The organism is Streptomyces javensis, from assembly GCF_039525925.1.
GTDB classification, from domain to species: Bacteria; Actinomycetota; Actinomycetes; order Streptomycetales; family Streptomycetaceae; genus Streptomyces; species Streptomyces asiaticus.
The window spans coordinates 1-13,423 of the sequence record NZ_BAAAIF010000071.1 but is presented as its reverse complement, the minus strand read 5'-3'; the positions used below and the strand labels follow the sequence as shown (position 1 = coordinate 13,423).

Sequence of the window (13,423 nt, the reverse complement as noted above, 5' to 3'; positions counted from 1 at the left end):
CGTGAGGGTGGGTCATCATATGAGCGTTAGTCATCAGATTTCCTCATGAAACTCGATACCGCCGCCCTGTGCCGTGCGTTCACGCAGCTCGATCCGGCGAATCTTCCCGGAAACCGTCTTGGGGAGGTCGGCGAACTCCAATCGGCGGATCCGCTTGTACGGCGCGAGCACCGCCCGCGAGTGCGCGAACAGCGCCTTTGCCGTGTCCGGGCCGGGCTCCCAGCCCTCCGCCAGGACGATGTACGCCTTCGGCACGGCGAGCCGCACCGGGTCGGGGGCCGGGACGACGGCGGCCTCGGCGACCGCCTCGTGTTCCAGCAGCGCGCTCTCCAGCTCGAACGGGGAGATCTTGTAGTCGGAGGCCTTGAAGACGTCGTCGGCGCGGCCGATGTAGGTGATGTAGCCGTCGGCGTCGCGCGAGCCGATGTCCCCGGTGCGGTAGTAGCCGCCCGCGGTGGCCTCGGCGGTGCGCCCCTCGTCGCCCTCGTAGCCGGTCATCAGGCCGACCGGGCGCCCCTCGGGGCCGGTGAGGTCGAGGCAGATCTCGCCCTCCGCACCGGGCCGGCCGGTGACCGGGTCGAGCAGGGCGACCCGGAACCCGGGGGTCGGCCGTCCCATCGAACCCGGCTTGAGCGGCTGCCCGGGGGTGTTGGCCACCTGGACGGCCGTCTCGGTCTGGCCGAAGCCGTCCCGGATGGTCACCCCCCAGGCGCGCCGCACATGCTCGATGACCTCGGGGTTCAGCGGCTCGCCCGCGGCGACGACCTCCCGGGGCGGGGTGCGCAGCTGGGTGAGATCGGCCTGGATGAGCATCCGCCAGACGGTGGGCGGGGCACAGAAGGTGGTGATCCCGCAGCGGTCCATCTCGGCCATCAGCCGGGCGGCGTCGAACCGGGTGTAGTTGTGGACGAAGACCGTGGCCTCGGCGTTCCAGGGGGCGAAGAGATTGGACCAGGCGTGCTTGGCCCATCCGGGCGAGGAGATGTTGAGATGGACATCGCCCGGTTCGACCCCGATCCAGTACATCGTCGACAGATGTCCGATGGGGTACGAGATGTGGGTGTGCTCGACCAGCTTGGGGCGGGCGGTGGTGCCGGAGGTGAAGTACAGCATCAGGGGGTCGGTGGCGAGGGTGGGCCCGTCGGGGGTGAAGGGCTCGTCGCCCCCGGTGCCGTCGGCCGCGGCGCCCGCCGTGCCGTCCACCGTGATGGCGGCGGTCCCGGCGTCCTCGTAGGCGAGCCACCCCTCGGCGGCGCCGCCGACCGCGATCCGGGTGTAATCCCCGGCCACGTCCGCGAACTTGCCGGTGTCCCCGGCCCGTACGATCACATGCCGCGCCCGGCCGCGCTCGATGCGGTCGGCGAGGTCGAGCGGCCCGAGCAGCGGGGTGGCGGGGATGACCACGGCGCGCAGCTTCATCGCGGCCAGCGCGGTCTCCCACAGCTCGACCTGGTTGCCGAGCATGACCACGATGCGGTCACCGGCCCGCACGCCCCGCTCGCGCAGCCAGTTCGCGGCCCGGTTGGAACGGCGGCGCAGCTCCTCGAAGGTCAGCCGGACCTCGCCGCCGTCCTCCTCGACGATATGCAGGGCGGTACGGTCACCGGCGCGCCCGGCGATCCCGTCGAACCAGTCCAGCGCCCAGTTGAACCGCTCCGGGCGGGGCCAGCGAAATCCCTCGTACGCCGCCGCGTAGTCCTCACGGTGACCGAGCAGGAAGTCCCGTGCCGCGCGGAAGTCGTGGGCCGGATTCATCAGGTTCCTCCGTGGTCGCTCCGCCGTTCACGGCGGAGAGGAAATGGGCTCTTGCGGCGCAGGGTGAGGAGCGGGGTTTCGCCGCCGTGGCGGAACCCCGTGCCCTGGCCCGCGGATTTGGCCTTCACTCGCAGGCCCGCTAGCTTGTGAGCATGGCCACGGCATGTGTGAAGCGGGCGTATCGGTACCGCTTCTATCCGACGGATGCGCAGGCAGCGGAGCTGTCGCGCACCTTCGGGTGTGTCCGGAAGGTCTACAACCTGGCGCTCGCGGCCCGGACCGAGGCGTGGGCCCGGCAGGAGCGCGTCAACTACAACGCCACTTCGGCGATGCTGACGGCGTGGAAGAAGACCGAGGAACTGGCCTATCTCAACGAGGTCTCCTCGGTCCCGCTCCAGCAGACCCTGAGGCACCTCCAGACGGCGTTCACCCACTTCTTCGCCAAGCGGGCCAAATACCCGCGCTTCAAGTCGCGGAAGAAGTCCCGGAAGTCCGCCGAGTACACCACCAGCGGCTTCCGCCTCCGTGACGGGAAGCTGACACTGGCGAAGATGGCCGAACCACTGGACATCGTGTGGTCCCGCCCCCTGCCCTCGGGAGTGAAGCCGTCCACGGTGACCGTCTCCCAGGACAGTGCCGGCCGCTGGTTCGTCTCGATGCTGTGCGAGGACCCCGGCATCCAGCAACTGGCCGCCACGAGTGCGGCGGTCGGTATCGACGTCGGCCTGGACCACTTGCTGGCCCTCTCCACCGGGGAGAAGATCGCCAACCCCAGGCATGAGCGCCGTGACCGTGCCCGGCTCGCCCTGGCCCAGCGGCGCCTCGCGAAGAAGGCAAAGGGGTCGGCGAACCGGGTGAAGGCCCGGCACAAGGTCGCCAGGATCCACGCTCGGATCACCGACCGTCGGCATGACGGGCTGCACAAGCTGACCACTCGTCTCGTGCGTGAGAACCAAACGCTCGTGATCGAGGACCTGACCGTGCGGAACATGGTCAGGAACCGGAACCTGGCCCGCGCCATCAGCGATGCGGCATGGTCGGACTTCCGAAGCATGCTGGAGTACAAAGCCGCCTGGTACGGGCGGGAAGTGATCGCGGTCGACCGCTTCTTCCCCTCCTCCAGGCTGTGCTCCGCCTGCGGCGCCCTCGCCGGGGCGATGCCGCTGCACGTCCGCACCTGGACGTGTGGCTGCGGCGCCATCCACGACCGTGACGTGAACGCCGCGAAGAACCTTCTGGCTGCCGGACGGGCAGTGTCGGCCTGTGGAGCCGGTGTAAGACCTCAACGGAGAACTCCGGGCGGGCAATCGGCGACGAAGCAGGAAATCCACGGGGCGACCCGTGGAACCTCCCGCCTTTAGGCGGGAGAGCGTCAATGCTGTCACTTGTCCTCAGCGCAGGGCAGGGGGTGGGCGCCAGTAGCGGCTTCCGCGACCCGGTAGGCGAAGGCCCCTCGGGACTGCGGGCCGGTGGGCCCCAGTGCGGCCCCTCCGGGTACCCCTTCCGAAAAACACTTGACCTGAAGCAACTATCGCGTCAAGCAGCCCGCCGCTCCCCCAGGGCGCACCACGGTCATATAGGGCGATATCCTGCACTGAGGTCAGTGCTCGCGACAGGAAGGTGAGGACCCCCTATGTCCGAGCGCCGCCGCACCCCGCGTCCCACGAAGCGCTACCCCTGGCGGCGCCCCGCCGGGGCGGACCGGGCCGATGCCACACCCCGCCCCGCCCCGGGCCCGCCGCGCGGCGAGCCGCCGGCCGCGGCGGCCGACGGGGCCCCGCCCGAGGTCGACGAGCGCAGTGTGGTGGACGCCGCGGTGTACCGCGACGGCCGCCGGGTCGGCACCCCCGGCTCCCTCGCCGCCACCTACCGGCGGCTGCGCGAGGAGACGGGCGCCATGGCGTGGATCGGGCTGTTCCGGCCGAGCGAGGGGGAGCTGCTCTCGCTCGCCGAGGAGTTCGATCTGCACAAGCTGGCCATCGAGGACGCGATGGAGGCCCATCAGCGCCCCAAGCTGGAGCGCTACGGCGAGACCCTCTTCGTGGTGCTGCGCGCCGCCCGCTATCTCGACGCGCCCGAGGAGGTGGACTTCGGCGAGCTGCACGTCTTCGTGGGCCCCGACTTCGTTATCACCGTCCGGCACGGCGCGGCGCCGGACCTGTCGGCGGTGCGCGCGCGGATGGAGTCCACCCCCGAGCTGCTGGCGCTGGGCCCCGAGGCCGTGCTGTACGCGATCCTCGACGCGGTCGTGGACGGCTACGCACCCGTCGTGGCGGGGGTGCAGAACGACATCGACGAGATCGAGACCGAGGTCTTCCGCGGCGACCCCGAGGTCTCGCGGCGCATCTATGAGCTCTCCCGCGAAATGGTGGAGTTCCAGCGCGCCACCCGCCCCCTGGTCGGGATGTTGCACGGGCTGATGGCGGGCTTCGACAAGTACGGCACCGACGAGGAGCTCCAGCGCTATCTGCGGGACGTGGCCGACCACGTCACCCACACCAGCGAGCGGGTGGACGGCTTCCGCTCCGCCCTCACCGACATCCTCGCCGTCAACGCCACCCTGGTGACCCAGCAGCAGAACGCCGAGATGCGGGCGCTGGCCGAGGCGGGCTTCGAGCAGAACGAGGAGGTCAAGAAGATCTCCGCCTGGGCGGCCATCCTGTTCGCGCCCACGCTGGTCGGCACCATCTACGGGATGAACTTCACCCATATGCCCGAGCTGCACTGGGTGCTGGGCTACCCCTTCGCGATCCTGCTGATGGCGGTGGTCTGCGTCAGCCTGTACCTCATCTTCAAGCGCCGCGGCTGGCTCTGACGGCGTCACACCTCTCCGGGCCGCGTCTCTCCGGTCGGCCCGGCGGTTCTAGGGAATCCCTCGATGAACCGCTGATTCAGCCCTTTTCCGTAGCCCCTCCATGCCGTTTGTGCTTCGATGCCGTGCGATACGGCACGGCGGGCGAGCGACGGGAGTGGACGTATGGACCGGCGAGGGTTCCTCAGGGGCGCGGCCGCACTGTCCACCGCGGGGCTGGTCACCGCCGTCGGCGGTACCGCGACGGCGACCGCGGCGCCGCCCCGGCTGCTCGCCGCCCAGGACTGGCTGTCGGCCATCGCCGACGCCACTCCGGTGCAGCGGCTGACCCTGCCCGGAACCCATGACTCCGGCGCCCGGTTCGGCGGTCCGTGGACGGAGTGTCAGAACACCACCATCGCCGACCAGCTGGCCAGCGGCATCCGCTTCCTGGACATCCGCTGCCGCGCCTTCGACAACGCCTTCCCGATCCACCACGGCGCCTTCTACCAGAACCTCAACTTCGACGACGTGCTCGGCGCCTGCCGCTCCTTCCTCTCCGCGCATCCGTCGGAGACGGTGCTGATGCGGGTCAAGCAGGAGTACTCGGAGGAGAGCGCCGCGGAGTTCCGCCGGATCTTCGACATCTATCTGGACGACAAGGGCTGGCGCTCGCTGTTCCGCCTGGACAGCACCCTCCCCGCCCTGGGCCAGGCCCGGGGCAGGGTGGTGCTGCTCGCCGACTCGGACAACATGCCGGGGGTGCGGTACGGCGACGGCGCGCTCTTCGACATCCAGGACGACTACATGGCGGAGCCGATCGGCAAGTACCCGAAGATCGAGGCGCAGTTCCGCAAGGCGGCGGCCCAGCCCGGCAAGCTCTTCATGAACTACGTCTCCACCGCGGCCCTGCTGCCGCCCCGCTCCAACGCGGACCGGCTGAACCCGCGGGTGAAGTCGTTCCTGGAGGGCGCCGAAGCACAGGGCTGGACCGGGCTCGGGATCGTTCCGATGGACTTCCCGAACACCACGTCCGGCCTGGTCGACGCCCTCGTCCGGCACAATCCGGCGGGCTGACCGCGGGGCGTCAGCGGCCGCGGGGCCGGCGGAAGAGGTTGACCGCCGGGTCCGCGTAGCGCACCAGCTCCAGCGCCTGCTCAGGGAACCACTCCCCCGCCTCGGGGTTGACGGTCCCGCGCACCGGGTCCAGGGGCCCGTCGGTGCCGCGCAGGCAGCGCCCGTCCGACTGGCCCGGCGTCTTCACCCACAGCGCGGCGTCCATCAGCGCCTCGCCGGTACGGGTGGTGGGGCGCCGGCCCAGGCCCCGGCCCGGCGGATTGCACCATGACTCGACGTCGTTGTACTGGTGCGACGCGGCCCTCGGGGCCCAGGCACCCTGGCCGTTGCGGCTGGTGTCGGTGACGAAGTGCTTCATACGGGCCGGGTCGTCCGGTACGTGGTGGCGCAGCCAGCGGCGGACGTGCCGCCGCGACCAGCTCTGCTCGGCGCAGTCCTCGGGGTCCCCGCCCTCGTCGGCGTAGGCGAGGCAGGAGGAGACCAGCCGGCCGAACCAGACGCTGTCCTGGTCGGTCTGGTAGTGGGAGACATTGAGGGCGAAGCCGGTGGCGCGGTCGATCCCGGCCTTGATCAGGCGGGGCACGATGCTGCTGACGGAGTGCCAGCCGGAGTGGCCCGCGTCCAGGTACACCGACGCGTTGGCGAGCGTGCTGAGGACGTCGACCGCGTAGTTGATTTCGGAGTAGCGGGCGGCGGTCTCCGGGTCCTCGACCACCGGGGTGTCCGGGTCGCCGGTGCCGCTCGTCTCCTCGGAGTCGGGGGTCACGGGGTCTGGCTTGGGCAGCGGGGGCAGCTCGGGCAGGGTGCCGGGCTGCTCGGCGGAGGGCTCGGGGTCGGGGCTCTGGGACGCGGCGGGCTCGGGGCCGGCGGTCTCCAGGGACTCGGGGAACATGGGCGCCAGGAGCTCGGAGGCGTCGGGGCGCGGGTCGGTGGACTGCGGGTCGTCGGACTGCGAGTCGGTGGACTTCGGGTCCGTGGACTGCGAGTCCGTCGACTGCGAGTCCGTCGACTGCGGGTCCGTGGCCTGCGCGGCCCCCTGGCCGGTGCCGGAGGCGGCCGACGCGGCGGGCGGGGCCGTGGAGGCGCCGGGGTCGGGCAGCGGCGGCAGCTCGGTGGGCGATGCCTCGACGGCGGGCTGCTCCTCGACGGCGGACTGCTCCCCGCCGACGTTCTGCTCGGGCTGCTGCGACTCGACGGCGGTCTCCTCGGCGTTCGAGGCGTCCGCGCAGTCGGAGGGCAGCAGCGCCAGCGAATCGGGTTCGAGGACGATCATCACCTTACGGTCGCCGATGCCCTCGGCGACGGCGTCGATCCACGCCTGGTACGCGGCGAGACCGTCCGCTCCCCCGCTCGAGTAGCTGCCGCAGTCGCGGCCCGGGATGTTGTAGAGGGCGAGGACCGGCAGCTTCTCCTGCCAGCCCGCGCTCCGCGTCGTCCGGCGGACCAGCCGCGTGACCTGCTCCGGAGTCTCGTCCCCGAACCAGACCGCATGCGGTGTCCGCACCATGGCGAGGAGCCCGGCGGAGTCGCGGAAGTCGCCCCGCCAGGCGAGCCGGGCCACCTGGCGGTAGGAGTCCCGGTCGGGGGGCGGGGCGTAGAGGCGGGTCACGCGCGAGGACTCGTCGTCGTCCTCCGGCACGGCCGCGCTCACCACGGGGCTGATCAACAGGGGCAGGGTGGCCGCGGCCACGACGGCCGTCGACACGGTGAGGATCTTGCGTCTCTTACGCACGTGCGCACTCCAGGGGGGCGGCAGGACCAAGGTCGGTTTCTGACTCTCACTCAGAAACCGGCACCCGGCAAATGAATCCTCCGCCAGATGGCGGAGGGTTTTTCCCGCTCAGGAGTGGCCTTATGTCAGACGATCCTTCTGTGATCTGATGCGATTTCAGGTGCGCGAAGTGTCGGACGGCGACGTTCGACGGCGTTTCAGGCGACCGAGCCGATCCGGTCCGAGGGCGCCCGGGTGTCGTGGTGGATCGGGGTCCGGGCCCCCGTCAGCGGCGTACCGCTGCCGCCCCGTCGGTTCGCGACGATCTCGCCCGCGATGGACAGCGCGGTCTCCTCGGGCGTACGGGCGCCGAGGTCCAGCCCGATCGGGGAGCGCAGCCGGGCCAGCTCCGGCTCGCCCACACCCGCCTCGCGCAGCCGCCGCAGCCGGTCCCGGTGGGTGCGGGCGGAGCCCATCGCGCCGACGTACGCCACGGGCAGCAGCAGCGCCCGCTCCAGCAGCGGGACGTCGAACTTCGGGTCGTGGGTGAGCACGCACAGCACCGTGCGGCCGTCCACCTCGGTCCGGTCGAGATAGCGGTGCGGCCAGTCGACGACCACCTCGTCGGCGTCCGGGAAGCGTGGCCCGGTCGCGAAGACCGGACGGGCGTCGCAGACCGTGACGTGGTAGTTCAGGAACTTCCCGATCCGCACCAGCGCGCTCGCGAAGTCCACAGCGCCGAAGACGATCATGCGCGGCGGCGGCACGCTGGACTCCGCGAGCAGCGTGACGGGCCGCCCGCAGCGGCTTCCCTCGGCGCCGATCTCCACGGTCGCGGTGCGCCCGGCGTCCAGCAGGGCGCGGGCCTCCGCGGCGGCCGTACGGTCCAGCTCGGGGTGGCCGCCCAGGGTGCCGTCCCAGCCGCCGTCCGGGCCGACGAGCAGGGCGCGGCCCAGCAGCTCGGGCGGGCCGTCCACGATCCGGGCCAGCGCGGTCGTCCGGCCCCCGGCGGCGGCGGACGCGGCGGCGGCGAACACCGGGCGCAGCTCACGGTCGGCCGCACGCACCGGGCTGACCAGGACATCTATGACTCCGCCGCAGGTCAGACCGACCGCGAAGGCGTCCTCGTCGGAGTAGCCGAAGGTCTCCCGCACGCTCTCGCCGGTGCGCAGCGCCTCCTGGCACAGCTCGTACACCGCGCCCTCGACACAGCCGCCGGACACACTGCCGACCGCCGTGCCCTCCGCGTCCACGGCGAGCGCGGCGCCGGGCAGCCGGGGTGCGCTGCCGCCCACGGAGACCACGGTGGCGACGGCGAAATCCCGGCCCTCCGCGCACCAGCGGTGCAGCTCGGCGGCGATGTCCAGCATGGTGATCAGCTCCTCGGACGGCCACGTGCGGGCCACCTATATTCGCGTCAACGCGCCGCGCCCGCGAAATCTGCCCTCAGGTGCCGGTCAGATGCTCCGGGCGGACGGGCACGCGCCTCAGGGGACGGCCCGTGGCGGCGCGGATCGCGGCGACGACGGCCGGGGTGGAGGAGAGCGTGGGCGCCTCGCCGACGCCGCGCAGCCCGTACGGGGCGTGGTCGTCGGCCAGCTCCAGCACCTCCACCGGCATGGCCGGGGTGTCCAGGATGGTGGGGATCAGATAGTCCGTGAACGACGGGTTGCGCACCCGCGCCCCGTCCCGCGAGACGACGATCTCCTCCATCACCGCGAGCCCCAGCCCCTGTGTGGAACCGCCGTGGATCTGCCCGACCACCGACAGCGGATTGATCGCCTTGCCCACGTCCTGCGCGGCCGCCAGCTCGACCACCTTGACCAGGCCCAGCTCGGTGTCCACCTCGACGACCGCGCGGTGCGCGCAGAACGAGTACTGCACATGGCCGAAGCCCTGCCCGGTGCGCAGATCGAACGGCTCGGTCGGCCGGTGCCGGAACTCCCGCTCCAGGTCGATCGCCTCGTCGCCGAGGATCCCGGCGAGGTCGCCGATCACCTCGCCGCCGTCGGTGACCACCTTGCCGTCCGCCAGCCGCAGCCGTTCGGGCTCCGCCCACGCGGGGTGGGCGGAGCCGAACCGCTCGCGACCGCGCCGCAGCACCTCCGCCCGGACCGCCTCGCAGGCGTGCTTGACGGCGCCGCCCGTCATATACGTCTGGCGGGACGCGGAGGTGGAGCCCGCCGAGCCGACCCGGGTGTCGGCCGGGTGGAGGGTGACCCGGTCGACGCCCAGCTCGGTGCGGGCGATCTGGGCGTGCACGGTGACCCCGCCCTGGCCGACCTCGGCCATCGCGGTGTGCACCAGGGCGACCGGCTCGCCACCGATCACTTCCAGCCGGATCCGGGCCGTGGAGTAGTCGTCGAAGCCCTCGGAGAACCCGACGTTCTTGATGCCGACCGCATAGCCCACCCCGCGCACCACGGCCTCGCCGTGGGTGGTGTTGGACAGCCCGCCCGGCAGGGCCCGTACGTCCACCGGGCCGCCCGCCGCCTCCCAGGCGCGCTCGGGCGGCATCGGCAGCGCCTTGACGCGGCGCAGCAGCTCGGCGACCGGCGCCGGGGAGTCGACCACCTGCCCGGTGGGCATGGTGGCGCCCTGCGCCATGGCGTTGCGCTGCCGGAAGTCCACCGGGTCCAGGCCGAGTTCGGCCGCCACCGCGTCCATCTGCGCCTCGTAGGCGAAGCACGCCTGGACGGCGCCGAAGCCGCGCATCGCTCCGCAGGGCGGGTTGTTGGAGTAGAGGGCGATGGCCTCGACGTCCACATTTTCGACGACGTAGGGGCCGATGGACAGGGAGGCGGCGTTGCCGACCACCGCCGGGGAGGAGGAGGCGTACGCGCCGCCGTCCAGGACGATCCGGCACTGGACGTAGAGCAGGGTGCCGTCGCGGGTCGCGCCGTGTTCGTAGGTGAGCTTGGCGGGGTGGCGGTGGACATGGCCGAAGAAGGACTCGTACCGGTTGTAGACGATCTTGACGGGCTTTCCGGTGCGCAGCGCCAGCAGACAGGCGTGGGCCTGCATGGACAGGTCCTCGCGCGCGCCGAACGCCCCGCCGACGCCGGACAGCGTCAGCCGCACCTTGTCGGCGGGCAGCCCGAGCACCGGGGCGAGCTGGTCGCGGTCGACGTGCAGCCACTGGGTGGCGATGTAGAGGTCCACCCCGCCGTCCTCGGCGGGCACCGCGAGCCCCGACTCCGGGCCGAGGAACGCCTGGTCCTGCATGCCCACCTCGTAATCCCGGCGGACCACCACATCGGCGCGGGCCCGGGCGGCGGCCACATCGCCGCGCCGGATGGGCTGGCGGTGCACGATGTTCGGATGCGGGACGTGGGACGCGTGGTGGTCCCGGCGGCCGGGGTGGAGCAGCGGTGCGTCCGGCGCGGTCGCGGTGGCCTCGTCCACGACCAGCGGCAGCTCCTCGTACTCCACCGCGATCCGGGCGGCGGCGCGGCGCGCGGTCTCGGGGTGGTCGGCGGCGACGATCGCGACGGGCTCGCCGTGGAAGCGGACCCGGTCCTTGGCGAGCACCGGCTGGTCGCGGATCTCCAGGCCGTAGTGGGTTGCGGCGGGCAGGTCGTCATGCGTCATGACGGCGTACACCCCGGGCAGGGCGAGCGCCCCGGCGGTGTCGATGGACCGGATAGCGGCGTGCGCGTACGGGCTGCGGAGGGTGAAGCCCCACAGCATGTCCTCGTGCCACAGATCCGAGGAGTACGCGAACTCGCCGGTCACCTTGAGGGTGCCGTCCGGGCGCAGGGTGGACTCGCCGACGGTCCCCCGGGTGGCGCCGGTGGCCTGGGTGAGGGTGGTGGGGGCGCTGGTGGTGCGGTCGGCTGCCACGGTCAGACCGCCTCCCCGGTGCGGGCGGCCGCGAGCCGGACCGCGTCCAGGATCTTCTCGTAGCCGGTGCAGCGGCAGAGGTTGCCGGAGAGCGCCTCGCGGATGTCGGCGTCGGAGGGGTCGGGATTGCGCTCCAGCAGCTCGTCGGCGGCCACGAGCAGTCCGGGGGTGCAGAAGCCGCACTGGACGGCGCCGGCGTCGATGAACGCCTGCTGGACCGGTGCCAGCGGGGCGACCTGCCCGGGGCGGGACGGCTCGGGGCGGGATGGCTCGGACCGCTGCCGGGCGTGGTCCGCGAGCCCCTCGACGGTGACCACCTCGCACCCCTCGGCCTGCCCCGCCGCCACCAGGCAGGCGCAGACCGGCACCCCGTCGAGACGGACCGTGCAGGAACCGCATTCGCCCTGCTCACAGGCGTTCTTGGAACCGGGGAGCCCCAGCCGCTCGCGCAGCACGTACAGCAGGGACTCGCCCTCCCAGACGTCATCGGCCTCGTACGGCCGCCCGTTGACCCTCATGTTCACGCGCACGGTGCGGTCCTCCCCTCTCCCTCGCGGTACGCCTCCCAGGTCCAGCCGAGCGTGCGGCGCGCCATGACCCCCACCGCGCGGCGGCGGTAGTCGGCGGTGCCGCGTACGTCGTCGATCGGGCGGCAGGCCCCGGCGCACAGCTCGGCGAAGCGCCGGACGGCCGACGGGTCGAGGGGCGCGCCGCTGTCCCAGAAGCCGCCCTCCTCCAGCGCCGCGCCCAGGAACTCCTCGGCCTCATGGGCCCGCACGGGCGTGGGCGCGGCCGATCCGATGCCGGTGCGCACGGTGCGGGTGCGCGGATGCAGCGCGACGGCGAAGGCGCAGACCGCGATGACCATGGCATTGCGGGTGCCGACCTTGGAGAACTGCTGCGGTCCGTCCGCCCGTCGGATGTGCACCGCCCGGATCAGCTCATCGGGCTCCAGGGCATGGCGTTTGACCCCGGTGAAGAACTCCTCGACCGGGATCCGCCGGGTGCCGCGCACCGACGCCACCTCCACCTCGGCCCCGGCCGCCAGCAGCGCGGGATGGGCGTCCCCGGCGGGCGAGGCGGCGCCGAGGTTGCCGCCGACCGTGCCGCGGTTGCGGATCTGCGGTGAGCCGACGGTGTGCGCGGCGAGCGCGAGACCCGGCAGCTCGGTCCGGAGCTCCTCGATGATCCGGGTGTACGGGACGGCCGCGCCCAGCCGGACCGTACGGTCGGTGGTCTCCCACTCGGCCAGTTCGGCGACGCGGGTCAGGTCGAGCAGATACTCGGGCCGCCGGTGATCGAAGTTGATCTCGACCATCACATCGGTGCCGCCCGCGATGGGCACGGCGGTGGGGTGCTCGGCCTTCGCGGCGAGCGCCTCCTCCCAGCCGGCGGGGCGCAGGAAGTCCATGGGTCTCTCTTCTCGAATCGTCGGCGTCGGCGTCGGCGTCGTGGGGAGGGGCTTCCCGCACGTGGCCGCCGATACGTGGCTCCCCACGCGCGGGGGCGTCCTCCAAGAACTCTGCACACGGCTCACCGCCAGTAGACCGAGGTGTGGGCCACTTGGTGCAGTCACCAAAGACATGAAGCAATTGGCTGGCCAGGCGGCGGGTCTTGTAGATTCGAACGAACGGCGGGGACCGGAAACCTCGCGGTATTCGACCGGCGACACGGAACAAAGATCGGCTGGCATCGCATGCGGCTGCGCGCACTGCTGGAGAACGACACCCTGGGGCTGCGCCTGCTCTCCGGCGAGGACGAGCTGGACCGCACCGTACGCGGCGTGATGACCACCGATCTGCGCGACCCCAGCCGCTATCTCTCCGGCGGCGAGCTGGTGCTGACCGGGCTCGCCTGGCGGCGTGAGCCGGAGGACTCCGAGCGGTTCGTCCGCATCCTCGCGGCGGCCGGGGTGGCGGGTCTCGCGGCGGGCGAGGCGGAGCTGGGCGCCGTGCCCGAGGATCTGGTGCTGGCCTGTGGCCGCCATCGGCTGCCGCTGTTCTCCGTGGTCGAGGACGTCGCGTTCGCCACGATCACCGAGCATGTGGTGCGCCAGGTCTCCGGTGAGCGGGCCGGGGATCTGGCGGCGGTCGTGGACCGGCACCGCAGGCTGATGACGTCAGGGCCCGCGGGCGGCGGCCCCGAGGTGGTCCTGGACCTGCTCCGCTCCGACCTGGACCTGACCGCGTGGGTGCTCTCCCCCACCGGCCGCCGGATCGCGGGCCCGACCGCCGCCAGGGCGTCCG

Annotated in this window: 10 protein-coding genes; 4 read left to right on the top strand and 6 right to left on the bottom strand. The window is 72.2% G+C overall.

Annotated features, from left to right (window positions below):
- Nucleotides 1-33: 33 nt before the first annotated feature.
- The gene (locus ABD329_RS39025) at nt 34-1,755 is read right to left on the bottom strand and encodes an AMP-binding protein (protein ID WP_198278060.1); all 1,722 of its coding nucleotides are present in this window, start codon (nt 1,753-1,755) and stop codon (nt 34-36) included.
- Nucleotides 1,756-1,907: 152 nt separating this feature from the next.
- Between ABD329_RS39025 and ABD329_RS39020 the strand changes: the two genes are divergently transcribed.
- The 3 genes from ABD329_RS39020 to ABD329_RS39010 all read left to right on the top strand — a co-directional run bounded on the left by ABD329_RS39020 (nt 1,908) and on the right by ABD329_RS39010 (nt 5,623).
- A complete protein-coding gene (locus ABD329_RS39020; RefSeq protein ID WP_198278061.1) occupies nt 1,908-3,116 on the top strand; it encodes an RNA-guided endonuclease InsQ/TnpB family protein in 1,209 nt (402 codons plus the stop codon).
- A gap of 272 nt (nt 3,117-3,388) precedes the next feature.
- Nucleotides 3,389-4,570, top strand: coding sequence for a magnesium and cobalt transport protein CorA (locus ABD329_RS39015; protein ID WP_344317617.1), 1,182 nt, complete (start codon nt 3,389-3,391; stop codon nt 4,568-4,570).
- A gap of 162 nt (nt 4,571-4,732) precedes the next feature.
- The gene (locus ABD329_RS39010; RefSeq protein WP_198280354.1) at nt 4,733-5,623 is read left to right on the top strand and encodes a phosphatidylinositol-specific phospholipase C; all 891 of its coding nucleotides are present in this window, start codon (nt 4,733-4,735) and stop codon (nt 5,621-5,623) included.
- A 10-nt stretch (nt 5,624-5,633) separates the two neighbouring features.
- On the opposite strand, the gene ABD329_RS39005 is transcribed toward ABD329_RS39010, so the two are convergent.
- The 5 genes from ABD329_RS39005 to ABD329_RS38985 form a co-directional block, all read right to left on the bottom strand.
- Nucleotides 5,634-7,355 (bottom strand): glycoside hydrolase family 6 protein, encoded by a 1,722-nt coding sequence (locus ABD329_RS39005; protein ID WP_309142875.1) that lies wholly within the window; start codon nt 7,353-7,355, stop codon nt 5,634-5,636.
- Nucleotides 7,356-7,552: 197 nt separating this feature from the next.
- The gene (locus ABD329_RS39000; protein WP_198280357.1) at nt 7,553-8,704 is read right to left on the bottom strand and encodes an XdhC family protein; all 1,152 of its coding nucleotides are present in this window, start codon (nt 8,702-8,704) and stop codon (nt 7,553-7,555) included.
- A gap of 76 nt (nt 8,705-8,780) precedes the next feature.
- Nucleotides 8,781-11,177 (bottom strand): xanthine dehydrogenase subunit D, encoded by a 2,397-nt coding sequence (gene pucD, locus ABD329_RS38995; RefSeq protein ID WP_198280355.1) that lies wholly within the window; start codon nt 11,175-11,177, stop codon nt 8,781-8,783.
- A 2-nt stretch (nt 11,178-11,179) separates the two neighbouring features.
- Nucleotides 11,180-11,707 carry a (2Fe-2S)-binding protein gene (locus ABD329_RS38990; protein WP_210610065.1) on the bottom strand — a complete coding sequence of 176 codons (528 nt, stop codon included), beginning with the start codon at nt 11,705-11,707 and terminating at the stop codon, nt 11,180-11,182.
- Nucleotides 11,698-12,588, bottom strand: a complete 891-nt coding sequence (locus ABD329_RS38985) for an FAD binding domain-containing protein (protein WP_198281201.1) — start codon at nt 12,586-12,588, stop codon at nt 11,698-11,700. Before ABD329_RS38985 ends, ABD329_RS38990 begins: the two co-directional genes overlap by 10 nt.
- 285 nt (nt 12,589-12,873) lie before the next feature.
- Between ABD329_RS38985 and ABD329_RS38980 the strand changes: the two genes are divergently transcribed.
- Nucleotides 12,874-13,423, top strand: a 550-nt coding sequence (locus ABD329_RS38980) for a PucR family transcriptional regulator ligand-binding domain-containing protein (RefSeq protein ID WP_344317616.1), incomplete at its 3' end; no start/stop codon positions are given.